The sequence below is a fragment of the Cupriavidus sp. HMR-1 genome, from assembly GCF_000319775.1.
Taxonomy (GTDB): Bacteria; Pseudomonadota; Gammaproteobacteria; order Burkholderiales; family Burkholderiaceae; genus Cupriavidus; species Cupriavidus metallidurans.
Map to the genome: position 1 here is coordinate 1 of NZ_ANKP01000152.1, position 23,264 is coordinate 23,264.

Here is a 23,264-nt window from a genome sequence, read left to right on the forward strand (position 1 = left end):
CGGCGACTCGCGGAGCGCGGCGGAGTCAGCGCCGCGTGCGCGACGGCCGTGGTCAGTGGCGATGCGACGTCGCGTAATCGCGCATTCACTGCCTCGATTCGCGCCCAGGCGCGCGCGTGGTCGGGATGCTGAGAGAGCCAATGGCGCCACGCGGCGAGGGATGCCTCATTCGTTTCACTGCCTTGCAGCGTTACCAGCCATTCCACTGCGGCGCGTGCCACGTGCGGTGGTATCCCCAGATCTTGCGCGCTCATGCGAGGGACATCGCGAAGTAGCACTGCGCGCCGGCGCGAACCAGATGGCGCTTGACCGTCGTCACCGAGATTCGCAAGGCGGATGCAATATCGGCCTGGCTCAGGCCTTCGAGCTGCGCCATCAGGAACGCGCGCTTGACTACCACAGGCAATCCGTCGAGCCGTTCAGCGATGTCGTTGAGGGTTTCCAGCAGGATCGCGCGTTCTTCCTCGGAAGGAGTCAGTGCGGCCGGCCGGCTGGCGAGGGCTTCCAGATACGCCTGCTCGAGCTTCTCGCGCCGCCACTGATTGGCCAGCACCCGTTGGGCGACGGTCGTCAGGAACGCGCGGGGTTCGGCGATCGCCAGGGCTTCCTCACGCGCCAGCAAACGTATGAAGGTGTCATGCGCGAGATCGGCGGAGCGGTGCCAGCAGCCAATCTTGCGATGCAGCCAGCCGAGCAGCCAGCGATGGTGGCCGCTGTAGAGCGCTTGGATATCGTGATGTGGACCAGCGTCGGCGGCCATCGTCCATTCCTTGTCGCCCGACGGGCCGGCGGAGGTGAGCTTGTTTGTAAATGAGAATCGTTATTGTATGGATTGCCGCGATGTCATGCAATGCTCGGAGTGGCGTAGCTACCACGCCGAGTGTCTGGCTGCGCCTGGGGGGCACAGGAGGTGAATCGAAGAAAGATGGTTAAAGCGCTCTCGAGTGCTGTCAAGGCCGGTGCTTCAGGGTGGCGGGAGGGCGCGCCAGCGCGCGGCAATCATCCCTGTCCATAACGGCCAGGCGCGGCATTGAGAAACACGTCGATGGGCTCGGGTGGTGCCCACAGATATCCCTGGCCGATATCGCACCCGAGTGCGCGAAGCGCCGCGCACTGCGCAGGCGTTTCCACGCCTTCGGCTACGCACTCCATGCCGAGATCATTGGCCAGCCGAATGATGCTGCGGCAGATCGTGGCGCGCTGGTTGCCGGCCAGCATTTGGCTGACAAATGACTTGTCCACCTTCATCTGCGTGAACGGAAGGTCCGCCAGCAGTTTCAGCGTGGCAATGCCGATGCCGAAGTCGTCGATAGCAATGCGGTAGCCGAGCAGCCGCAGGCGATTGAGCGCGATGCCGAGCGCAAAAGGATCCCGAACGGTGGCTTCCTCGGTCAATTCGAGCGTCAGCCGCGCGCGCGGCACGCCGCTTGCGGCGACCACGCTTTCGAGCCGCTCCACGAGGCCAGGCCGACAGAGCGTCTGCGCCGACGCATTGACACTGATTGGCACGGTAATGCCGGCCTTGGACAGAATAATCAGAGCCGCAAGGCATCGATCGATCGCGGTGAGGAAGATCACATCGGCCGCGTCCAGCGCCTCGAGCCGGGGGATGAAGAGCGTGGGCGGTATCAGGCCCAGTCTCGGATGCTGCCAGCGGCAAAGCGCTTCCGCGCCAGCAAGGCGATCGGTCGCAATGTGAAACTGCGGCTGGAGCATGAAGACGAGCGCGTCCGGGTGGCAGGCCAGATCACGCAACTCGTCGTCGGTTGGCCCGTTGTGGTTCGCCATATTCAGCACGTACTTGCTGGCTGCGACCTCTTCCAGAATGGTCTGAAGCGTTATCAATTGCAGCGGCTTGGCCAGCGCGTACACGCGCGGGAAAACGTGCTCGCTGGCGAAGGCGCGATGCGAATCGAGGATGTCTGGTGCCAGACTGCTGGTCCATGCCCAAGTCGGCGGCGTGCCAAAGAACGCGTGCTCGCGATCGCGGGTCAGCCGCGCCATCAGTTCCGGTCCGTTGCAGTTGGGCATATCGATGTCGCAGAGGACCAGGTCGAACGCCTGTTCGCGCAATGCCTGTTCCGCCTCGCGTCCGTCTGCTGCCGCGTGGGTATTCATGGCACCCAGACGATGGAGCAAGTGGCCGGCTACCGCGCGCTGGAACGGATGGTCTTCGACGATCAGGACTCGCAGGGCTTCGAATTGGGCGGGCATGGGGCTTTCTGCGATGGCAGGTGGAGAACGAAGTACTTGAATTCTACGGAGCTTTATGAGAAAGGACAGGCCATATTGGCAGAGGTAACGCCATTCGATCCGAGGTTTCTCGGAGAAAATGCAGAGGTTTCTCCACGGCAATCGGGGGCGATTCGTCCATGCTTGAGCGGAGATGAAAGCAAAGGGATGCGCAGGATGAAAACAATAGGACTGATTGGCGGCATGAGCTGGGAGTCGTCGGCCGAGTACTACCGGCTGATCAACCAGGGGATGAAGGCCCGCCTGGGCGGACACAGGAACGCCCGTAGCGTCATGGTCACTGTCTGCTTTGAAGAGATCAAGACGTTACAACATGCGGAGCGATGGGAGGACCTGGGAAGCCAGATGCAGCAGGCGGCACGCCAGGTCGAAGCCGGTGGCGCCGATTTCGTCGTGCTTTGCACGAACACGATGCACAAGCTGGCACCCGCTATCGAAGCCGTGCTCGACGTGCCGTTCCTGCATATCGTCGACCCGACCGCGGACGCGCTGCGTCGTGCCGGTATCGAACGGGTTGGCCTGCTCGGCACGCGATTTACCATGGAGCAGGATTTTTACCGCGCCCGAATGGAGCAGCGCCATGGTATCCAGGTCGTGATACCGGATCAGGATGACCGCACGCTTGTGCACGACATCATCTACGACGAACTTTGTCATGGTGTCGTGCGGAGTGAATCGCGCGCCGTCTATCAGCGCATCATTGAATCGCTGAAGGCCGGTGGTGCGCAGGGCGTGATTCTCGGCTGCACGGAGATCACGTTGCTGATCAAGCCCGAGGATTCGGCATTGCCGACATTCGATACGACCGAGCTACATGCCATGGCAGCGGTGGCGCTTGCAGCCGGGGAGGGTGGCCAGGTGGCCTGAGGCACCTTTGCCGGGATAGTTGCGACGCTCCAGCATGGACTTGTCGCCCGGGGTCGAACGTTTTCCATGTTGTTGCGTCAGGGGCCATCTTAATCTCGGACCTGTCCGCGCCGAATGGCGTGGATATCGCTGTTGCCAGGAGTAACTCCCTTTAGCCATGTTTCCCTTGCCTCAAGTTGTCCTGCGACTTGAGGCATTTTCTTGCCCTGAGCACCGCAAGGCAGCGCGGCTTGTATCGCTTGAGCGTGATGCTTGTCGCTTGTGGGTATCAGTCAAATATTCGGGCAACTGCGATGGAGGGGGGCGAGCCCTTGTGGCATTGTGTGCAGCCTTAACGTATGCAGACGTACGTTTGTCATTCGGAATGTTCGGGGTTGCGCTGATGAAAATACTCGCCTCAAATTGGAAAAACTGTTGGCTGGCATCAGTGCTCCTGTTTTCGGTCTGGTCTCCTGCCATGGCCTCCTGGTGCACCTCGGCGTCACCAACGGCCACTATGAATATTAATCTTGGCACTGTTTCTGAAAGTACCGCCAACCCTGTGCCCGTTGGATCGGCGATTTACGCCGTTTCTGGAGCCTGGGATACCTATGGCGGTCACAATGCCGGCTGGTGCAAATCTTCCCAGACTGCAAATAATCGGATCAAGGCATACGTCCGTTTCTCGATGCCAGGTGCGCCGGTGCCAGGGTTCAGGAATGTTTACCCCACGAATTTGACGGGCGTTGGCGTGCGGATCTCGATCTGGACTTATAGATCGTATTACGGCACACCCACCAGTACGACCCCTCTCCCGCTTACGATCATCGCAAACTTGCAGAATGAGCCGATAGACTCGTCCCCCGCATATGGAACAGGCTATCTGCATGTAAGCGTGGAAGTCATCAAGACAGCGCCAAATTGGCAGGCCGGAGCACTTCGATTTGTTGGCGGAGAGTTGCGGGTATCCGCAGCCGATGGCGCAAGCAATACCGTGACTCTCACGCAAGTCAGCATCATGGGAACAATGAATACGCGTTCCTGCTCGGTTGCGGCGGACTCCCGGAATGTAAGCGTCAATATGCGAGAGGTTGCCTATCCAAACGGGTTCAGTGGGCGTGAGGCTGGTGCTTACGGACCTACGATACCGTTCCGGATTAGCATGAATTGCGCTTCTGGTCCGAGGACGTCTATCCGGTTTGATCCAGTGACAACGTTAGCAGGAAAGCCCAATATCATTGGTCTCACATCTGACCCATCGAATGCCTCAGGCGTAGGCGTGCAATTGCTGAATTCAAATGGAGTGCCGTTGGAACTGCGGACGCCGGTGCTGCTGACAGCGCGAGCGCCAGATGGTGCAAGTATCTACCGTTTTGGTGGGCGATATATTTTGACCGGCGAGCCAGTAAGAGGCGGCCGAGCGAACGCAGCTTCGGTCTTCACCATGGTGTATGAGTAGGGTGCGAGCAGGAAGTCTCTGATTGTCTGGTCATAAACGGAGCGTGTTGTGCGTTTTGGGTGCAAATGCTCCGAGAGTCTGCTTATGCCCGTTGACTGTACCCGGTGATTCGTGGTCCCCGTACTCGTCAGTCTCTTATGCCTACGCGGCAGCTCATCTCCGCCTTGCCGGGCAGCGTTAGCTGGGCATCCGGCCCCTTGTCCCAGAACACTGCTTCACCATTACCGGTCGTGGCCGCATATCGCGCGCCTGAAGCCGCAGGCGTTTGCGTTAGTACCAGTTGTTGATCGAGCCAGCGCAGATAGGCGAACCCCGGCTCCGTCTGCACGAATGTGCCGGCGATCACGGCTTTGATGTCTGGGCAGCGGATATCGAATGGGCCGCGGCTGATGCCCTTGTCGTCCTGCGTGCGAGCGCCAGCATAGGTGTGGCGCAGTTCGTGGATGCGCTCCAGATAGCTGGCAGTGACGCAGACCCCGGCGTCGCTGGCTTTCCAGCAGTCGTTGCGGCCCTTGATCCAGCCGCGCTGCGCCGCCAGAAGCGTTTTCTTCTGTGGGGCGGGCAATGACCGCGCGTCGAGCGCCATTCCGTAGAGCCGCGTGGTTTCGCGATCGAGTCGTGCCAACGTATCGTCCTTGCAGATCAATTGCTCCACCTGTCCTTTGGCGTTCCCGCAATCGAAGCTTGGGCTGACGGCCAGTGCCACGCCGGTGGTGCCAAGCATTGCCAGTGCTACGGTCGGGACGGATAGACGGATGGGCATGGCACGGTCTCCTGAGAATGTAATCAACTGACGTTGTGATCGATAACGACGAAATGCTTGCGCACGGGCTCGATCACCTCGAACACGCCCTCGAATCCGGCGGGAATCACACAGGCATCACCGGGCCCGAACTCACGGGCCTCGCCGGCCAGGCTGGTAATGCGCAAGCGGCCGCTGATGACGTGGAAGAACTCTTCCTTGCCAGCGGGGAAGGCGATGCGCCAAGCGCCTGGCTCGCACGCCCAGATGCCGCAGTCGAAGTCGCCCTGAGCGGCGCTGTAGTGCGTCCAGGTGGTGCGATCAGGGTTGCCTTTTACGAGCCGGTCCGGCCGCGGATTGTCATGGCTGGGCGCCGGACGGCCCAGGAAGTCGGTCAAGGCGGGCAGAGAGGGTTGAGTTGTGGAGTTCACAGAGGAAGCGGTAAAGACGGCGTAGAAACTGTAAGTGTAGTCTCATGGCCGGCCGCTTCGTTGACTCAATACTGTGCCGCCTGGGATCGCCCGCGGAATAAGCGTGGGCATAAAGCGAGAACCCGTCGCACGGACGGCACGTCGCTGAAGGGGTTCAGGATTCGGACGCCGGTGTTCGCGAAGTCCCGGACGTTGCGCGTTACGACTGTCAGTCCGTGCACCAGCGCTGTGGCAGCGATCAGCTTATCGAGTGAGTTTTGCGTGTCTGGCACGCTTAGATGGCCCCAGAGTTCGACGATCTGCGCATCGATGCCGAGGATGTTCCGGGTATGGCGCCGGTGTACGGCCAGCACCCAGTCATCCAGGACATGGCATTGCCTGTGGTCCCCGCGGAAGCGCTTGAGCTCCACGCCGCGTCGCAGTTCTCCAAGCGTGATGACTGAGAGAAAAATCTCGCGACCATTGGCGGCGGCATCCTCGAAAAATGCGAGTACGCCCGGGTTCGCCCGGGCGCGCTTGCGTTGCTCACTGATGATGTTGGTGTCGACCAGATACATGCTCGGTCGCTCCGATCACTGGACTCGCGCGAAATCCCGTTCATCGCTGGCGTCGCCGGGAGGAATCGCCAGGATGAACGCGGCAAGGGAGTTGGGCTGCGTGGCTTCCGGGTTCGAGGGCTGGTCCTGCGCTTCGACGGCGCATTGACCATCTGTCGCCCGGTTGGGGCATTGCGTGTCGGGGTGGTGTGTCATCTCCATGGTGGACCTCCTTGCTGAGTCGTTGAAGAGGTCGCCATCGTGCACCACGGCGGGGCGGAAAGTTGTGTCCGTCTGTGCCGAGAGCTATGAAGTTTGATACAGGGCAATCGAGTCGGCCCTTGTCGGCAGAAGCGGCGCCGCAAAAGAAAATACCCCGGCGCGCGGGATCGCCGGGGCAGCAAGAGTTGCCAAGTCGTTTCAGGGTCGTGTCGACTGACCCCCGGCAAGTGTGCATCCAGAGTAGCTTGCGGACCAATAACTCACTTGAGTTATTGGTCATGAGTGGTCATTTCGTGCGTGTGGGAAGGCATCGGGAGGCGCAAGGCCCAACTGTGCCAGGACATTGGCGGCAGCCTGGGCAATGCTGCCGCCATGGGCTGGCATGACGATGTGGGCAACCTCGCGGTACAGTGGGTCGCGTTCGCAAAACAGCGCCTCGAGCCGCGCGCGCGGATTGTCGGTCTGCAGCAGCGGACGGTTGCGGTTGCGCCGCGTGCGGCGCCAGATCTCGGGCAGCGTGGCGTCGAGGTAAACCACCTGGCCGCGCGCACGCAGCATGGCGCGGTTCTCCGGACGCAGCACTGCGCCCCCGCCGGTGGCCAGCACGATCCCGCTGCGCTGCGTCAGTTCATCCAGGACGCGCGACTCGCGCTGGCGGAAGCCTTCCTCGCCCTCGAGCTCGAAGATCGTGGCGATCCGCACGCCGCAGCGGGTTTCGATCTCGTGGTCGGTGTCGAAGAACGGGCGGCCGAGCTCGTGCGCCACGGCGCGCCCGACCGTCGTCTTGCCGGCGCCCATGAAGCCGATGAAGAAGAGATTGTCTCCGGAGGTTTGCTGATCCAAGATCGCGCGCTGGACACTGGTACCTCTGAACGGTAGCACGTATGGGGCAACTTCACCGGCGCCCGGGGCGACGCGGCCGGGCTCAGTGTCCGGACACCATGGCCCCGCCGGTGTCGAGGGGGGCCGCGCCCCGGGCGCCCACATGCTTGACGACCAGCGCGGCAGTGGCGGCGAACGCCGGGATCGCCAGCAGCGTGAAGATGACGTCGAAGCCCAGGTGCAGGCGCAACAGCTCGGCGCCGAGCAGTGCGCCGGTGATGCCGCCGAATCGTCCGATGCCGAGCATCCATGCCACGCCGGTCGCGCGGCCTTGCGTCGGATAGAACGCGGCGGCCAGCGACGGCATCGACGACTGAGCCCCATTCATCGCGGTGCCGGCCAGGAAGATCAACACGCCCAGCACCACCTGATCGCCGCTGGCGACCTGGCCCACCGCATAGATCAGCACGCCGGTCAGGGCGTAGGTAATGGCGATGACCTTGTTCGGATTGAAGCGGTCCATGAACCAGCCGGCCGCGATGGTGCCGATGCCGCCGCCAAGCGGGAACAGGGCGGTCAGGAACGACGCACGCTGCAGTGAGAATCCGGCGTCTTTCATCAGCGTCGGCATCCAGCTCGTCAGCAGGTAGAAGATCACCAGCCCCATGAAATAGGTGAGCCACAGCATGGTCGAGCCCAATCGATAGCGCGGCGCCAGCACGGTGCCAATGGCCGACGACGACGCGGGCGCGGCCTCGCTGATCGTGAAGGCGCTTGCGCTGCCCACGCGGGCGCCGGTCACGCGCGCCAGCACCTGCCGGATCTGGTCGGTGGGGTACTGGCGCACGACCATATAGCGGACCGACTCCGGCAGCGTGGTCACCAGCACCACCGCCAGCACCAGCGGCACTATGCCACCGAAGACCAGCACGCTATGCCAGCCGAACTGCGGGATGATCGCCGCCGCGAAGAAGCCGCCGGCCGCCGACCCCAGCGGGAAGCCGCAGAACATTGTGTTGACCAGTACCGCGCGGCGGCGCGCTGGCGCGTACTCGGACATCAGCGTTACTGCGTTGGGCATGGCGGCGCCCAGGCCGAGGCCGGTCAGGAATCGCAATACAGTTAGCCACCAGATCGTCGGCGCAAAAGCCGTGGCCAGACTGCAGGCACCGAAGAAGAACACGGACAGCACCAGCACCTTCTTGCGGCCGACCCGGTCGGCCATTGGCCCCGCGAAGATCGCGCCGAAGGCCAGGCCGAACAGCGCTGCGCTCATGACGGGGCCAAGTGACGATTTCTCGATACCCCAATCCTGTACCAGGGCCGGTGCAACGTAGCCCATGGCCGCCGTGTCAAAGCCATCTACGGCGACGATAAGGAAACATAGGACCAGGATGAGCCATTGATAGGCGGAGAAGCGTTGGCTGTCGATGAGCGACTGGACGTCCAGCGTACCGGTTGCTGAGTGCGGGGCATGGGACATGATTGTCTCCGTTTCGGATCTGTCGGCGACCGCTCTCGCATTTCTGACGGGCGTTTGACGCGGCCGTTTCGCCTTTATTGTTCTAAAGGCGAACCACTGTTCTCAATAGGAACGGATCATACGCAGCGTTTTGGCGCGCGAAATATCGGCGTAAACCCGCAAGACACAGTTGGCTGGAACCCGCGCATCCGCCGCGACACCGCTTCGGAAAAGGGCATGCGGGGAATGCGGGATACCGGAAAAAAGCCGCGCGGGCCGGTAGCAAGTGCCGCCAGCAACCCTATCGGCTCGCCGCAATGCGGCGGATCGTATCGGCGAATGCTTCCGCCACCGGTTCGAGTGTGCGATCGCTCCGGCGGAGCAATCCGATCGGCTCTTCGGTGCCTTGCGTGTCGAAGGACAGCAGCACCAGTTCGCCGGCCGCGACGGCGCGGTGTGTGGCCGAAAGCGGTGCCGCCCAGACGCTGTCGCCTTGCAGCGTCACGAGCTGGCCCAGATAGCCATCGGCCGTTTCCAGACAGCCGGCCGGCAAGGCGAACCCGTGTCGCGCCAGCAGGCTCTCGGTGCTGTGACGCGGGATCGAGCCCACCGCCGGCACCACCATCGGCCAGGCCAGCACGTCCCGCATCGTCGGGCGAGCATTGCCGGCAAGCGGGTGGCCCGCCCGCACGGCCAGCACCAGCGGCTCGGCTGCGAGGGATTCGAACCACAGCCCCTCCATCGCGGCGGGGTCGTCCATGCGGCCGATCACCACATCGAGCACGTCAGCCTTGAGCAGGTCGATCAGCGTCCGGTTCATGCCGCTTTGCACCGCGAGTCCGACTTCCGGATGATTCGCGCGGAAGTCAGTCACCGCCTCGAGCAGCAAAGCCGGGACGACGCTCGGCAGCGCGCCCACGCGAATGCGCTCCTGCCGCGCGGCGTCGGCGCCGGTCAGGCTGTCGGCCACGGCGTCGAGGTCTTCGAGCACGCGCAGCGCCTGGCGCAGAAAGCGCATCCCGGCGGCGGTCAGGTCCGTGCCTGCTCGCTGCCGCACCAGCAGCCGGGCACCGACCAGTTCCTCGAGTTCGGTCAGCGTCTTGGAGACGGCCGGCTGTGTCAGGCCGAGGCGCTCCCCGGCCCGGCCCAGATGCTGGGTTTGCGCCACGGTGACGAAGCAATGCAGATGGCGTAGCCGGATCCGGCTGCGGAACGTGTCGATGCGGGCTTCACGTGACGTCGGGCTACCATGCATAACAAAAAATCATTCAAATTGCGTAAAAACTCAATTTACATGACTTATGCCGTTGAATACAGTCGAGCCCATTCGCTCACACAACACCACCACGGAGACAGCGCGATGCCCCCACGCTCCGCCCGCCCGGACCAGTACCGTCGGCCGTACTGGAACACCCAGCCCGAGTACCGTTTCGATCCGTATGCCTCGACGCAACTCCGCTCGCCGAGCCAGTCGCTGATCGCCTTGCCGCAATCGCTTTCCGAGGTCACCGGCCCGACCTTCGGCCCCGAGTTTGTCAGTGAGGGCGATAACGACCTGACCGTAGGCAACGGTGGCGAGCCGATCGGCGAACGTATCCTGGTGACAGGCCGCGTGCTCGATGAAAACGGACGCCCGGTGCCGAATGCGCTGATCGAGGTCTGGCAAGCCAACGCCGCCGGCCGTTACGTGCACAAGCGCGACCAGCACGATGCGCCGCTCGACCCGCACTTCTCGGGCCAGGGTCGCACCATCACGGATGCCGACGGCCGCTACCAGTTCAAGACGATCAAGCCGGGCGCCTATCCATGGCGCAACCACCATAACGCCTGGCGGCCGCAGCACATCCATTTCTCGTTGTTCGGCAACGCGTATGCCACGCGGCTGGTCACGCAGATGTACTTCCCCGGCGATCCGCTGCTGCCGTTCGATCCGATCTTCAACTGCGTGCCGGACGAGAAGGCACGCAATCGGTTGATCTCGACCTTCGACTGGGAAAACACCGCCCCCGAGTACGCGCTCGGCTACCGTTTCGATATCGTGCTGCGCGGCCGCGATGCCACGCCGATGGAGTAAGGCCATGCTGTACGCCACCGCATCCCAGACCGTTGGACCCTACCTGCATATCGGCCTGACCGGCCTGAACTGCGCCGACCTGACCGCCGGCGCGCCCGACCTGGCCGCGCAGCGCATCGTGATCGAAGGCCGCGTTATCGATGGCAACGGCGAGCCCGTGCCCGATGGCATGGTCGAGATCTGGCAAGCCAATCCGGCTGGCCGCTATCGCCATCCGGAAGACAAGCGCGAGCTTGGGCTGGTCCCTGGCTTTACCGGTTTCGGGCGAGTGCCGACCGAGGGCGACGGGTCGTTCCGCTTCGTTACCGTCAAGCCCGGCGCCGTGCCCGACGTGGAAGGCCGTCCGCAGGCGCCGCACATCATGGTGTCGGTGTTCATGCGCGGGCTGGTCAAGCACGTCGCCTCGCGCATCTACTTCCCCGAGGAAACCGCGGCCAATGCCGCCGACAGCGTGCTGGCGCTGGTGCCGGCCGAGCGTCGCGCCACGCTGATCGCGCAGCCGAATGGCCAGAACAGCTACCGCTGGGACGTCGTGCTGCAAGGCGCGGGCGAGACCGTGTTCTTCGATATCTGATCTGATGCACTGCAAGCAGGGCGCGGGGGTTTCCCCCGTGCCCTGCTTTGCATGACAATCGGCGCATTACCACCGGTTTGCCCCCACCGACGATGCCCACGCTTTCTCGCCTGACCAACCCGATGTTCGGCAGTCCCGCCGTGCTCGAGGTCTTCTCTGATACTGGCACCGTACGCCGGATGCTCGATGCCGAGGCCGCGCTCGCGCGTGCCGAAGCGCAGTGCGGCGTGATTCCCGCCACTGCCGCCGCCGTCATTACTGAAGTCTGCGCCAGGGTCGATGTGATCGACCTCGAGGCGCTGGCGCAGGTGGCCGTATCCGCCGGCAATCTCGCCATCCCGTTCGTCAAGCAATTAACGGCAGCCGTCACCCAGCGCGACGCCGCCGCCGGCCGCTACGTGCATTGGGGCGCAACCAGCCAGGACATCATTGATACCGCGCTCGTGCTGCAACTGCGCGATGCCCTGCGCGAGATCGTCGTCGATTTGCTGCGTGCCGGCGATGCCTGCGCGACGCTGGCCACCACCCATCGCGCCACGCCCATGGTGGCGCGCACATGGCTGCAACACGCGCTGCCCACCACGTTTGGCTGCAAGGCCGGCGGCTGGCTCGATGCCTTGCGCCGCGATCTGATGCGGCTAGACCACGTTCGGGCGCAGGCCCGCGTGATCCAGTTCGGTGGCGCCGCCGGCACCCTTGCCAGCCTGGGCGATGACGCGGCAGCCGTGGCGGCCCGCTTCGCCGCTGAACTCCAACTCGATGTGCCCGCGCTGCCGTGGCACGCGCATCGAGATCGCCTGGTCGAAGTGGCTACCGCGCTCGGCATGTTGACCGGCACGCTGGGCAAGATGGCGCGCGATATCTCGCTGATGATGCAGACCGAGGTTGGTGAGGTAGCCGAGCCATCCGGCCCGGGACGTGGTGGATCGAGCACGATGCCCCACAAGCGCAACCCGGTGGGATGCGCGGCGGTGCTGACCGCGGCTACGCGTGTGCCACCGCTGGTGGCGACGATGCTTGCGGGCATGACGCAGGAACATGAGCGTGCGCTTGGTGGCTGGCAGGCCGAATGGGACACGCTGCCGCAGATCGTCACGCTGGCGGCAGGCGCGCTGCGCCAGATGGCGGACGTCGTGTCCGGGTTGCAGGTCGATAAAGCCCGTATGCGCGCGAACCTCGATATCACGCATGGCCTGATCCTCGGTGAGGCAGCCATGCTCGAACTGGGGCGGCGCATCGGCCGGTTGCAGGCTCATCATCTCGTGGAGCAAGCTTCGCGCCGCGCGGTGGCGGAAGACACCACGCTGCGTATCGCGCTGGCCCGCACGCTGGCCGAAGATCCGAAGCACGCGGGGCTGCTCGACGACGCCGCGCTCGACCGCCTGAGCGATCCCGCGCAGTACGCTGGACAATCCGAACGTTTCGCCGATGCCGCCGTTGCCAACTGGCAGGCGCTGCGCGCGAACCAGGATATCCAAGAGAACCAAGACCAGGCCTGACAGGAGACTCCCTTGCCTTACCTCGATCAAGCCGGCGCCCGGCTGTTTTACACCGTCGACGGACCGGAAGACGCACCGGTCATTGTTTTCTCGAACTCGCTCGGCACCGATCACATGATGTGGCAGCCCCAGGCCGACGCGCTGGCCGGCCGTTTTCGCGTGGTGCGCTACGACGTGCGCGGCCACGGCCGATCCACTACCACCGAGACTTCGCTGACGGTGGAGACATTGGGCCGCGACGTGCTGGCCATCCTCGATGCGCTTCACATCGACAAGGCCGTGTTCTGCGGCCTTTCGATGGGTGGTCTGACTGGCATGTGGCTCGGCGCGTATGCGCCAGAACGCTTCTCGAAGATCGTGCTGGCCAATACCGCGCCGAAGATCGGCACGGCCGAGTCCTGGAACACGCGCATCGACGCGGTGATCCGCGATGGCCTGGGCGGCATGGTCGATGCATCGCTGGGCCGCTGGTTCACGCCGACGTTCGTCGCCACGTCCGGACGCGCGCTCGATGATCTGCGTGCCGTGCTGGCAGGGCTCGATCCGCGTGGGTATGCGGCGAGTTGCGCCGCCGTGCGCGATGCCGACCTGCGCGAGGCGGTCAAGACGATTCCGGTACCCGTGCTGGTGATCGCCGGGAGCGACGATCCGTCGACCACTGCGGAAGAGGGCAGGGCACTGGCCGCGGCCATTCCCGGGGCCATCTATATAGAGCTCCACGCCGCGCATCTCTCGAACCGAGAGCAGCCGGGGCGCTTTACCGCCGCGCTGCTTGACTTCATCAACGGCCGCCTGCCGGTGACTGACGATCATGCGCGCTACGATGCGGGCCTCGCCGTGCGTCGGGAAGTGCTTGGCAGTGCGCACGTCCACCGTTCGCTGCAACGGCTGACGCCGCTGAACGAGGAATTCCAGAACCTGATCACGCGCTATGCCTGGGGCGAGATCTGGACGCGCGAAGGGCTGCCACGTCATTCGCGCAGCTTGATCACGATCGCGATGATGGTGGCGCTGAACCGTTCCGAGGAACTGAAGCTGCACCTCCGCGCAGCCGCCAACAATGGCGTCACGCGCGACGAGATCAAGGAAGTGCTGTTGCAGACCGCGATCTATTGCGGCGTGCCGGCGGCCAACTCGGCCTTCCACATGGCCGAAGAAGTCTTTGCCGAAGTGGATCGCGCGCGCGGCTGATGCTCAGGCGTCCGCCACGCCTGCCGTATCCGTCGCGTTCATGGCGTCCTTGATCGCGAACGCTGGCAGGCGGGCACGGCCCGATTCGCGGAATGCGGTAGGCGTCTGCCCGGTCAGCCGCGCGAAGAAGCGTGAGAAGTAGCCCGCGTCCGAGAAGCCGAGTGTCATCGCGATCTGTTTGATATCGAGATCGCTGAAGAGCAGGTCGCGCTGCGCTTCGGCCAGCACGCGTGCGTGAATGAGCTGCAATGCGCTATGCCCGGCCAGTTGGCGGCAGATGCGGTTGAGCTGCGTCGGCGTGACGCCGATCGCCCCGGCGTAGTACGCGATGTCATTCTGTTCGCGATAGTCGGTCTCCAGCAGTTGCTGGAACTGCCGGAAGTGCCGGGCCGGCCGGCTGCCGGCCTGCGTCTTCGCCGGGGCCGACGCCTCGGCGATGCGCGCGATGCCCACCAGCATCAGCGTCAGCAACGCCGATAGCGATGCGCCGCGCCACGGCGATACCGATTCCATCTCCTCCCTGAACAGCGCCAGCGTGCCCGCCAGCGCGTGGCGTCGCGCCACGCGGTCATGCCGTGGGTGCTCGAACAGCGGCACCGTCCCAGGCAAGCCGGCCAGCAACGTGCGCAGGTAGGTGTCGGTCATCGTCACGATGATGCCGTCGACGTCGGGCGCGAACACGAAACCATGCACGTGGTGCGGTGGCACCGTGATCAGCGACCCGCTTGCGAGTCGTTCCTTGCGGCCCTCCAGCAGGGCTTCTCCGCTGCCGCGATGGATGTACAGAAATTGAAGGAAGCGTTCGTGCCGGTGTGGCTTGATCTCCCACGCGTAGAGCTGGCTGCGCGAGGCGATGGACTCGAAATGAAGCTGATCCAGCAGGGGCTCCGAAGAATTCACGCCATAGAGCGAGTAGGTCGGAACGGTTCTCATGGGGGCATATCGGGTGAACCCTGAATGTTCGGATTGTCACTTCGATGGTTCGATCTGTCCATTCCTGCATGGCGCGCGAGGCTCTATCGTTAGGCCCAACAAATACATACAAACCAGGAGACTCGCCATGGCCCCCAATGGCTCGTTCAATTCCCGTTCCACGCGTGTCGCCATCATTGGTGCAGGTCCTGCCGGGCTGCTGCTTGGGCAGTTGCTGACTGTCGCGGGCATCGACAACATCGTCATCGAGCAACGCAGCCCCGAGTATGTCCTCGGCCGCATTCGCGCGGGCATTCTCGAATGCGTGACGGTTGAGGCGCTGAAGCGTGCCGGTGTTGACGGCAGGCTGCGTGAGGAAGGATTGGTGCACCACGGCATCGAACTGTCGTTCGGCGGCGAGCGCCACCGCATCGACTTCCATGCGCTGATCGGCAGTGACGTTACCGTCTATGGGCAGACCGAGGTCACGCGCGACCTGATGGCCGCGCGTCAGGCGTCGGGCGTGCCGACGGTCTATGAAGCGGAAGATGTTTCGCTGCACGATTTCGACGGCAATCGCCCACGTGTGTGCTATCGCAAGGATGGTGTAGAGCATGAGGTGGTCTGCGACTACATCGCCGGTTGCGATGGGTTTCACGGCGTCAGCCGCGCCAGCGTGCCGGAACCGTCAAAGCGCATCTTCGAACGTGTCTATCCATTCGGCTGGCTTGGCATTCTTTCCGAGACCCCTCCGGTGGCCGACGAACTGATCTACGCCAGCCATGAACGTGGATTTGCGCTGTGCAGCATGAGGTCGAAGACCCGCAGCCGCTACTACGTGCAGGTGCCGTCCACGGAGAAACCCGAGGACTGGTCCGATGCCCGCTTCTGGGACGAACTGCGTCATCGCCTGGACCCGGCCGCCGCAGAGGCGCTGGTCACGGGCCCGAGTATCGAAAAGAGCATTGCCCCGCTGCGCAGCTTCGTGTGCGAGCCAATGCGCTACGGCCGGCTGTTCCTGGCGGGCGATGCGGCGCACATCGTGCCGCCAACAGGCGCCAAGGGACTGAACCTGGCCGCCAGCGACGTGCTCTACCTGGCCGATGGCCTCATCGCGCACTACCAGCACGACGACTCGCACGAACTGGATATGTACTCGGAGAAGTGCCTGCGCCGCGTCTGGAAGGCGGAGCGTTTCTCGTGGTGGATGACGTCGTTGCTGCACCGCTTCCCGGACGCCGACGCGTTTGCGCACCGCATCCAGCAAGCCGAACTCGACTACCTGGTCGGCTCCGAAGCCGCATGCCGTTCGCTCGCGGAAAACTACGTAGGCCTGCCGCGCTGAGCGCGGCGAGGGTTTGCTCCGGCGGCCCATGCAAGGGTGGTCGAGAACCCATATCAAGGGCTGTTAGCATGGCGGACGCCGATAGCAAGGAGACACCATGCGTCCCGTACGTCTAACCGCCCTCGGACTGATACTGACTGCCGTGCTAGCCGCCGGCTGCGCGACCCAGTCCGACGCGCCTCAGGCCGCTGCCACCGGCAAGCCCCAATGGCAGCGGGTGCATCTGGGCCAGGGCTCGGGCTACGACTTCCCCGTGTACGCGAACCATCCGCTCGGCGGCGACATGCGGGGCATCAGGGAGGTCGTGTTTATCCAGCATGGCCTGCGCCGCAATGGTGACGGCTACTACGCGACTGGCGCGGAGTTGCTCAAGGCCAGTGGCCAGAATCCCGATGAAGTCCTGCTGATTGCTCCGAACTTCCCCGGCACGCCCGATGCCGCCAAGCATTTTGACAACATGCCCGTATGGACCGTGCAGGGCTGGATTTCCGGCGAGGATGCAGCATCGGGCGTCAAAGTCAGTTCGCTGCAGGTGCTGGACGACCTGGTGGCCTATGTCACCGACAAGTCGCGCTTCCCAGCAGTGACCAAGGTGACCGTGGCTGGCCATTCGGCCGGGGCGCAGATCGTGCATCGCTACGCCGTGCTCAACAACGTCGACGAGGCGGTACGCGCGCGCGGCATCGATCTGCGCTACGTGGTGGCCAACCCTTCCTCATACCTGTACTTCACGCCGGATCGGCCCGTGGCGCCGGACTACAAGCGCTTTGCGCCATACAGCACCGCGGTGTGTCCCGGCTACGACGAGTACCGCTATGGCATGCAGGACATGGTGGCCTATGCAAAGGGCGCCGATGGCAAGACGCTCTACAGGCGCTACATGCAGCGGAAGGTGACGTATCTGGTTGGCAGCAAGGACAACGATCCGAACCATCGGGTTCTCGACAAGTCATGTGGCGCGGAAGCCGAAGGGCCGACCCGCCTCCAGCGGGCGCGCGCGTACTGGCGCTATGACAGCTTCCTCGGTGCGCCGGACCAGACCAGCACCCATCGTTCGTTCGAAGTGGTCGGCGTGGGGCATGACCAGTCGCGCATGTTTGGCTCGCAGTGCGGGGCGCAGGCCGTGTTTGGCATGGCCCCGGCCGCGAATGCCGGCGGCGCGGCCTGCAGGGCGCCCCAGTTGTAAGCCAGCGGGGGCTGCCGGTCTCGTGGCGGACGAGGTCGGCGGGAACGGAGCGGGATCGGCTAAAGTAAAGGTCGCTTTCGCGCGGCGCTTCGGGGCTGCGCGGCGGGCCTTCTCCAACCACCTGAGCCTATTCCATGTCTGAACCTGTAGTCGAACGCGTGCTCCTGACCAATGACGATGGCATCGATGCGCCGGGCCTTGCCGTGCTGGCGGAGGTCGCCGCCACGATCGCGCGCGAAGTCTGGATCGTCGCGCCCGAGCACGATCAAAGCGGCACCTCGCACTCGATCAGCCTGCATGATCCGCTGCGTATCACCGAGCATGGCCCGCGCCGCTTCGGCATCAGCGGCACGCCGGGAGATTGCGTCGTGATGGCAGTACGCCACGTGATGCGCGATACGCCCCCGGACCTGGTGCTGTCCGGCATCAATCGCGGCGGCAATCTCGGGCTCGAAACCGTGTTCTCCGGCACCGTCGGCGCAGCCATGACCGGCATGCTGTTGGGCATCCGCTCGATCGCGCTGAGCCAGGTTTTCAAGGATCGCAATGCGGTGAAGTGGGGGACGTCCCGGGCGCTGGCAGGCGATGTGATTCGCCGCCTGGTGATGGCGGGCTGGAGTGATGACGCGTGTCTGAACGTCAACTTCCCGGACGTTGAAGCCGATACGGCCGGTCCGCTGACGGTATCGCGGCAGGGCGTCGGGCTGATCAACGCAATCGACGTCCGCGCGCACGTGGACCCGCGCGGCTTCCCCTATCACTGGTTGCAGTTCTCGCGCGGCCCGAGGCCCGACGTGGACGATGCGGAGGCGATGGTGGTGGCGCGTGGCGCGGTGTCGGTGACGCCGCTGCGCTTCGAGCGCACCAGCGAGGAAGCCGCAGTGGCGCTGGCGGACAACCTGACGCGGGCCTGAGCGCGGCGCAAAGGGGGAGGGGCGAGTCCGAGGTAAACCTCGGGTAGCCCCTCTTGCCAGAATTTGTCAGTGACGATAGTCTTCGGTTTGCATACAAAAAATGAACGCAAAACGGAGACAAAGATGGAGCTTGCGGCCCAAATCCCCAACCTGCTCAACGGACTGGAATGGTCGGGCTGCGCCCTCGCGATGAGCGGCTCCTTCCTTGTCGCACTTCACAACCGCGCGTCGCGCTGGGGCTGGATTGCCTACATCTGCTCGAACCTGGTGTGGAGTGCCTTCGCGCTGGCCACCGGCACCTATGGCCTGTTCGTGCAGCAGCTCGGTTTCACGGCGACGAGCCTCTATGGGCTCTATCGCCACACGCGCTATTACCGCGAACTGGCTGCCCACACGCCCACGGCTGCCGCAGCGGCCTAGTTCTCCAGCGCCACGTGCGCCGCGAATCCGGTCTGTCCCGGCGAGATGTCCGACCGCAGGATCAGTGACGGAATCTCGTACTGGCCGCCGTTCTGTGGCCGGAAGGCGATGGGTTCCGTCGTGAACAGCGTGTCCAGCCGCTGGCCAAGCTTTTCGGTCACCGCGGCATAGCGATCGCCGTCGATCCGGCCCGACCGAAATACCAGGAAGGGCGGCAGCACGTCGAATCCCGGGTAGTACAGGATGCCGTGATGGATCGGGAACAGGATGTCCTCGATCGGTCCGTTGATCCCGCGCGCATCGTAGTGGGATTCCCACCCCCCAGTCGTCACCATCAGCATGGCGCGCTTGCCTGCAAGCGTGCCCTCGCCATATCGATTGCCCCAGCGCGAATCCGAATGCTCGCCCACACCGTAGGCGAAGCCAAAGGCATAGACGCGCTCGATCCAGCCCTTGAGGATGGCGGGCATTGAAAACCACCAGAGCGGGAACTGCAGGATCACCGCGTCGGCCCACTTCAGCTTTTCCTGCTCGCGTGCGATGTCGGGACTTTGCAGTCCGTTCTCGAATGCGTGCTTCGAGGCGAGCGACGGATGAAACGGCGTGCCATTCGCAGGTGCCAGCGAGTCGCCGGCATCGAGCGGCGCCTTCCATTGCATGGCATAGAGGTCCGAGACCCGCACCTGATGGCCTGCCGCTTCCAGCCGTTGCACGGCGAAGTCCTTGAGCGAGCCATTCAGCGATTTCGGTTCGGGGTGAGCATAGACAAGCAGTACGTTCATGTCGGTGTCCTGATGACTGAGGATGGGTCAGGACCAAGATTAGGTTCGCCTGAGCTATATTGGAAATGAATTCCTAATATTCCAGGTATTGCCATGATTAATTTGAGGCGCCTCGATCTGAATCTGCTCGTCACACTCGACACGCTGCTGGCCGAGCATAACGTCACGCGCGCGGCCGAGCGGCTGCACTACTCCCAGCCCTCGGTGAGTGTGCATCTGGCCAGGCTGCGAGAGATCTTTGACGATCCGCTTTTGCTGCCCGGGCCACGTGGCATGCGCCCCACCGCCCGCGCTGAATCCCTGCGCGAACCGCTGCGCGAGGCGCTGGCCGCGCTGGAGGCGGCCATCTCGCCGGAGCATCCGTTCGACCCCGCCGAGGCCACGCAGACATGGCGCATTGCCGCCACCGACTACAGCGAAACAACCGTGTTGCTGCCGGCGCTGGCCGGCTTGCGCGAGGCCGCGCCCGGCACCCGCATGGCGGTCGTTGAACTGGCGCCGCCACGGATTGCACGTCAGGCGGAGCAGGGTGACGTCGATCTGGTGTTCCATATCACCACCGATGCCCCGGAAAGCCTGCATCTCCGTCCGCTGTTCACCGAGCGCTTCGTGCTGGCCGGCCGTCGTGAGCACCCACGCCTGAAGCGCAAGCCGACCATCGCCCAGTTCTGCGCGCTGGAGCATGTGATCGTGTCGCCTGAGGGCGGGGGATTCGTCGGCGCCACCGATGAGGCGTTGGTCGAGGTGGGGCTGTCGCGACGGGTCGTGCTGTCCGTGCCGCACTTCCTCTACCTTGAATCGGTGCTGGCCAACACCGATCTGGTCGCGATGCTGCCGGCCCGGCTGGTGCGGGACAACGACCGGCTGCAGATCGTCGATGCGCCCGTGGAGGTGCCGGGATTCGAGATGTCAATGTTGTGGCACGAGCGGGTTCATCGCGACCCCGCGCATCAGTGGCTGCGGGAGTCGATCGCGGCGGCGGTGCGATAGGTGGGGCCCGGATGGCTCCGGGCCCGTGATGGCGGTGTGATGGCGGCCGCCGGATGACAGTCAGATGTCGTCGGGATGACGTTGAATTGTCGATGGGGATGTCTGCATGCGTTAGTTGCAGGCCGTTCCGGGAACTGGCTTACCCGTGGCCGTCAGGCCCTGGCAGGCATCGCCGACCATCAGCGCGGCATCGCCCGATTGGGGTGTGGTCAACCGCAACTTGCCTGCCACGGTACAGCAGTTGCGCGGCGCGCTCGCGGTGGTGGACGCGGGAGTCAGCCTCATGGCCGACTGCGCGGGTGGTGCCGCCTGTGCCGGCTGCACAGGTTGTGCCTGTTGTACCGATGGTCCCTTGGCAGTCGCGGCGTCGGAGTCGTCGCTGTCGGGCGCCATGCACTGGCCCTGCTGACAGATTCGGTCGCCCTTGCACTGCATGTCGTATTGGCAGCCCGCCGCGGCTGCAGGCGAATTCCAGGTAATGGTCACGGCGGCGATGAACAGGATGCTACGCAGGGACATATCCCCTCCCACACACGAGTCGCGGCACCCGGGCCGTGGTTCACGGGTACGGGACGCGGGCGTCGCATAACTTCAGCATAGGGCGGCGCATCGTGCGCCGATAGCCCTGCGCGCAGTACGGATGCGATGGAATCGTGGGATCGACCACCATGGCGCGACCGTGCGCGGAATGTGCACCGATCATCGGGCGATGGGGGCGTCGATGGTGTGTCAATGATGTATCGATTGTGCGCCGACCGGCCTTTTCATCCACACCGGGCCGTGCCCGGCAAGCAGCGCCGTTTTGCTTCACAATAGCGCCTTCGCGCCGCGCGGAGCACGCTGGAGCCCCCGAGACAGGACGCAAGATCCTGTCCGCCAGTGAGCGGCGACAAGCTATGACAAGTGCTTCGCAATCTCTCTGCTCATGACCGCCCCACACGGAAACTTCGACAACGTTCCCGATCTCACCCGTTCGTCCCCGAATTCATCTACCGAAGGCGATGCCGCCACGGCCCGTGATCGCGCGGCTGACCGCCGTGCCTTGCTGGCGCTTGGCGTTGGCAGCTTTGGCATTGGCACCGGCGAGTTCGTCATCATGGGCTTGCTGCCCGACGCCGCGCGCGATCTGGCAATCACGATTCCCGAGGCCGGCCACCTGATCAGCGCGTACGCGCTGGGCGTGGTCATCGGCGCGCCATTGCTGGCCGTGCTGGGCGCGCGCTGGCCACGCCGCAACCTGCTGATTGCGCTGATGAGCGCCTTCGCCCTGGGCAACTTCGCCAGCGCGCTGGCGCCGGGGTATCTGCCGATGCTCGTCGTGCGCCTGCTCACCGGATTTCCGCATGGCACCTACTTCGGCGTGGCCGCATTGGTGGCGGCAAGTCTGGTGGCGCGCGAGCGCCGCGCGCAGGCCGTCGGCCTGGTCATGCTCGGGCTGACCGTGGCGACCCTTGTGGGAGTGCCAATCGCTGCCGGCATTGGCACGTGGCTGGGTTGGCGCGCCGCGTTCGTGATCGTCGGCGCCATCGGCGCGCTCACGGCTTTGCTGGTGTGGCGCTGGGTGCCGTTCGTGCCCGCCGATCGCCATGCAAGCCCATTGCGCGAACTGTCCGCGCTGGCGCGCAAGCAGGTCTGGTTCACGCTCGGCATTGGCGCCATCGGCTTTGGTGGCATGTTCGCGGTGTTCAGCTATGTCAAGCCGACGATGCTCGAGGTGGCGCATATGCCCGCCAGCGGTATTCCTATCGTGCTGGCCTTGTTCGGCGTCGGCATGGTGGCCGGCAATCTGGCCGGCGCGAAGCTGGCGGACAAGGCATTGATGCCGACCGTCGGTGGTGTGCTGCTCTGGTCCGCGCTGGTGCTGGGCGCCTTCGTGTACACCGCGCCATACCCGTGGCTCGCTTCGCTCAATGTGATGTTGGTAGGCACCGCCGTGGCGCTGGGCCCGCCGTTGCAGATCCGCCTGATGGACGTGGCTGGAGACGCTCAGACGCTGGCCGCCGCGCTCAATCACTCGGCGTTCAATATGGCGAACGCGCTCGGCGCATGGCTGGGTGGCGTGACGATCGCCGCCGGTCTCGGCTGGACCTCAACTGGCTGGGTCGGGATGCTGCTGGCGCTGGCCGGTATGGTCGTGTTTGGGTGGTCACTGATGAGTGCCTCTCGCCGTGACATCACCGTGACAGCCTGAGCAAGCCTCCTGGGCGCGGGACCGGAGGCAGGATCCCGCGCCGTGCTCAGGACGGCCAGAAGAATCAGAAGATCGAGTCGTCGTTCCGGTAGTCGTCGTCGACGAAGTCGTCCAGACCATTGTCGAGGTTGCCACTGTCGAGGTTGCCGTTGTCGGCCAGCAGCGCATTGCTGCCACCACCACCGCCGTTGCTACCGCTGCCGTCCTCGTAGTAGTTGTTGATCACGGTCTCGGTGGGCGCCGAACCCATTGCCGGTTGCCCGAAGAAGCCGCCACCGCTGTTGCGGTGGAACAGATTTTCGATGCCCTGGAATAGCATCGCGCCGCCCGCGACACCCGCCGCCGTGGTGGCGATGCTGCCAAGCGTGCCGCCCAGGCCTCCGCTCAGAAACCCGGGCCGGGCCGCTTGCGGC

The 23,264-nt window shown here is 64.2% G+C and carries 26 protein-coding genes; 12 read left to right on the forward strand and 14 right to left on the reverse strand.

The window, feature by feature from the left end; translation table 11 throughout:
• The 3 genes from D769_RS18275 to D769_RS18285 form a co-directional block, all read right to left on the reverse strand.
• Positions 1-254 (reverse strand): DUF4880 domain-containing protein (locus D769_RS18275; RefSeq protein ID WP_241227881.1); only part of this gene is annotated, 254 nt, incomplete at its 3' end.
• Positions 251-760 carry a sigma-70 family RNA polymerase sigma factor gene (locus D769_RS18280; protein ID WP_008647973.1) on the reverse strand — a complete coding sequence of 170 codons (510 nt, stop codon included), beginning with the start codon at positions 758-760 and terminating at the stop codon, positions 251-253. The genes D769_RS18275 and D769_RS18280, both read right to left, overlap by 4 nt.
• Before the next feature lie 239 nt (positions 761-999).
• Positions 1,000-2,214: an EAL domain-containing protein gene (locus tag D769_RS18285; RefSeq protein WP_008647976.1), complete on the reverse strand. Its 1,215-nt coding sequence runs from the start codon at positions 2,212-2,214 to the stop codon at positions 1,000-1,002.
• A gap of 195 nt (positions 2,215-2,409) precedes the next feature.
• On the opposite strand from D769_RS18285, the gene D769_RS18290 reads away from it, so the two are divergent.
• Together D769_RS18290 and D769_RS31225 are read left to right on the forward strand one after the other, a co-directional pair.
• Entirely contained in the window at positions 2,410-3,120 is a 711-nt protein-coding gene (locus D769_RS18290) for an aspartate/glutamate racemase family protein (protein WP_008647977.1), read from the forward strand.
• A gap of 382 nt (positions 3,121-3,502) precedes the next feature.
• Positions 3,503-4,558 carry a fimbrial protein gene (locus tag D769_RS31225; RefSeq protein ID WP_241227882.1) on the forward strand — a complete coding sequence of 352 codons (1,056 nt, stop codon included), beginning with the start codon at positions 3,503-3,505 and terminating at the stop codon, positions 4,556-4,558.
• Between the two features lie 127 nt (positions 4,559-4,685).
• On the opposite strand, the gene D769_RS18295 is transcribed toward D769_RS31225, so the two are convergent.
• From D769_RS18295 to D769_RS18325, 7 genes are all read right to left on the reverse strand, one after another.
• Positions 4,686-5,321, reverse strand: a complete 636-nt coding sequence (locus D769_RS18295) for an MliC family protein (RefSeq protein ID WP_008647980.1) — start codon at positions 5,319-5,321, stop codon at positions 4,686-4,688.
• 23 nt (positions 5,322-5,344) lie between these two features.
• Positions 5,345-5,731, reverse strand: a complete 387-nt coding sequence (locus D769_RS18300; protein ID WP_040011118.1) for a cupin domain-containing protein — start codon at positions 5,729-5,731, stop codon at positions 5,345-5,347.
• A gap of 65 nt (positions 5,732-5,796) precedes the next feature.
• A complete protein-coding gene (locus D769_RS18305; RefSeq protein WP_008647982.1) occupies positions 5,797-6,288 on the reverse strand; it encodes a type II toxin-antitoxin system VapC family toxin in 492 nt (163 codons plus the stop codon).
• 15 nt (positions 6,289-6,303) lie between these two features.
• Positions 6,304-6,489 (reverse strand): hypothetical protein, encoded by a 186-nt coding sequence (locus tag D769_RS18310; protein ID WP_008647984.1) that lies wholly within the window; start codon positions 6,487-6,489, stop codon positions 6,304-6,306.
• A 276-nt stretch (positions 6,490-6,765) separates the two neighbouring features.
• Entirely contained in the window at positions 6,766-7,287 is a 522-nt protein-coding gene (locus D769_RS18315) for a shikimate kinase (protein ID WP_008647986.1), read from the reverse strand.
• Positions 7,288-7,414: 127 nt separating this feature from the next.
• Positions 7,415-8,794 carry an aromatic acid/H+ symport family MFS transporter gene (locus D769_RS18320; RefSeq protein WP_008647988.1) on the reverse strand — a complete coding sequence of 460 codons (1,380 nt, stop codon included), beginning with the start codon at positions 8,792-8,794 and terminating at the stop codon, positions 7,415-7,417.
• Positions 8,795-9,074: 280 nt separating this feature from the next.
• A complete protein-coding gene (locus D769_RS18325) occupies positions 9,075-10,028 on the reverse strand; it encodes a LysR substrate-binding domain-containing protein (RefSeq protein WP_008647995.1) in 954 nt (317 codons plus the stop codon).
• A 105-nt stretch (positions 10,029-10,133) separates the two neighbouring features.
• Between D769_RS18325 and pcaH the strand changes: the two genes are divergently transcribed.
• The 4 genes from pcaH (at position 10,134) to pcaD (ending at position 14,111) form a co-directional block, all read left to right on the forward strand.
• Positions 10,134-10,847, forward strand: a complete 714-nt coding sequence (gene pcaH, locus D769_RS18330; protein ID WP_008648003.1) for a protocatechuate 3,4-dioxygenase subunit beta — start codon at positions 10,134-10,136, stop codon at positions 10,845-10,847.
• Positions 10,848-10,851: 4 nt separating this feature from the next.
• Positions 10,852-11,421, forward strand: coding sequence for a protocatechuate 3,4-dioxygenase subunit alpha (pcaG, locus tag D769_RS18335; RefSeq protein ID WP_008648017.1), 570 nt, complete (start codon positions 10,852-10,854; stop codon positions 11,419-11,421).
• Between the two features lie 92 nt (positions 11,422-11,513).
• Positions 11,514-12,920 (forward strand): 3-carboxy-cis,cis-muconate cycloisomerase, encoded by a 1,407-nt coding sequence (locus D769_RS18340; RefSeq protein WP_081596830.1) that lies wholly within the window; start codon positions 11,514-11,516, stop codon positions 12,918-12,920.
• 12 nt (positions 12,921-12,932) lie between these two features.
• Positions 12,933-14,111 (forward strand): 3-oxoadipate enol-lactonase, encoded by a 1,179-nt coding sequence (gene pcaD, locus D769_RS18345; protein WP_008648020.1) that lies wholly within the window; start codon positions 12,933-12,935, stop codon positions 14,109-14,111.
• Between the two features lie 3 nt (positions 14,112-14,114).
• On the opposite strand, the gene D769_RS18350 is transcribed toward pcaD, so the two are convergent.
• The gene (locus D769_RS18350; RefSeq protein WP_008648021.1) at positions 14,115-15,044 is read right to left on the reverse strand and encodes a helix-turn-helix domain-containing protein; all 930 of its coding nucleotides are present in this window, start codon (positions 15,042-15,044) and stop codon (positions 14,115-14,117) included.
• 127 nt (positions 15,045-15,171) lie between these two features.
• On the opposite strand from D769_RS18350, the gene pobA reads away from it, so the two are divergent.
• From pobA to D769_RS18370, 4 genes are all read left to right on the forward strand, one after another.
• A complete protein-coding gene (pobA, locus tag D769_RS18355; protein WP_008648022.1) occupies positions 15,172-16,368 on the forward strand; it encodes a 4-hydroxybenzoate 3-monooxygenase in 1,197 nt (398 codons plus the stop codon).
• A gap of 97 nt (positions 16,369-16,465) precedes the next feature.
• On the forward strand, positions 16,466-17,554 hold the full coding sequence (locus D769_RS18360; protein WP_008648023.1) for an alpha/beta fold hydrolase: 1,089 nt from the start codon (positions 16,466-16,468) through the stop codon (positions 17,552-17,554).
• A 134-nt stretch (positions 17,555-17,688) separates the two neighbouring features.
• Positions 17,689-18,468: a 5'/3'-nucleotidase SurE gene (gene surE, locus D769_RS18365; protein ID WP_008648025.1), complete on the forward strand. Its 780-nt coding sequence runs from the start codon at positions 17,689-17,691 to the stop codon at positions 18,466-18,468.
• Positions 18,469-18,591: 123 nt separating this feature from the next.
• Positions 18,592-18,888, forward strand: coding sequence for a nicotinamide mononucleotide transporter (locus tag D769_RS18370; protein WP_008648027.1), 297 nt, complete (start codon positions 18,592-18,594; stop codon positions 18,886-18,888).
• Here D769_RS18370 and D769_RS18375 read toward each other — a convergent pair.
• Complete coding sequence (locus D769_RS18375) at positions 18,885-19,670, reverse strand: NAD(P)H-dependent oxidoreductase (protein ID WP_008648028.1); 786 nt, start codon at positions 19,668-19,670, stop codon at positions 18,885-18,887. The genes D769_RS18370 and D769_RS18375 overlap by 4 nt on opposite strands.
• Before the next feature lie 93 nt (positions 19,671-19,763).
• Here D769_RS18375 and D769_RS18380 point away from each other — a divergent pair, with 93 nt between their 5' ends.
• Positions 19,764-20,660: a LysR family transcriptional regulator gene (locus D769_RS18380; protein ID WP_008648029.1), complete on the forward strand. Its 897-nt coding sequence runs from the start codon at positions 19,764-19,766 to the stop codon at positions 20,658-20,660.
• 111 nt (positions 20,661-20,771) lie between these two features.
• On the opposite strand, the gene D769_RS18385 is transcribed toward D769_RS18380, so the two are convergent.
• Positions 20,772-21,179 (reverse strand): hypothetical protein, encoded by a 408-nt coding sequence (locus tag D769_RS18385; RefSeq protein ID WP_008648030.1) that lies wholly within the window; start codon positions 21,177-21,179, stop codon positions 20,772-20,774.
• A 406-nt stretch (positions 21,180-21,585) separates the two neighbouring features.
• On the opposite strand from D769_RS18385, the gene D769_RS18390 reads away from it, so the two are divergent.
• Positions 21,586-22,851, forward strand: coding sequence for an MFS transporter (locus D769_RS18390; protein ID WP_008648031.1), 1,266 nt, complete (start codon positions 21,586-21,588; stop codon positions 22,849-22,851).
• 64 nt (positions 22,852-22,915) lie between these two features.
• On the opposite strand, the gene D769_RS18395 is transcribed toward D769_RS18390, so the two are convergent.
• Positions 22,916-23,264: DUF2076 family protein (locus D769_RS18395; RefSeq protein ID WP_008648033.1), on the reverse strand; the 349-nt coding region annotated here is incomplete at its 5' end.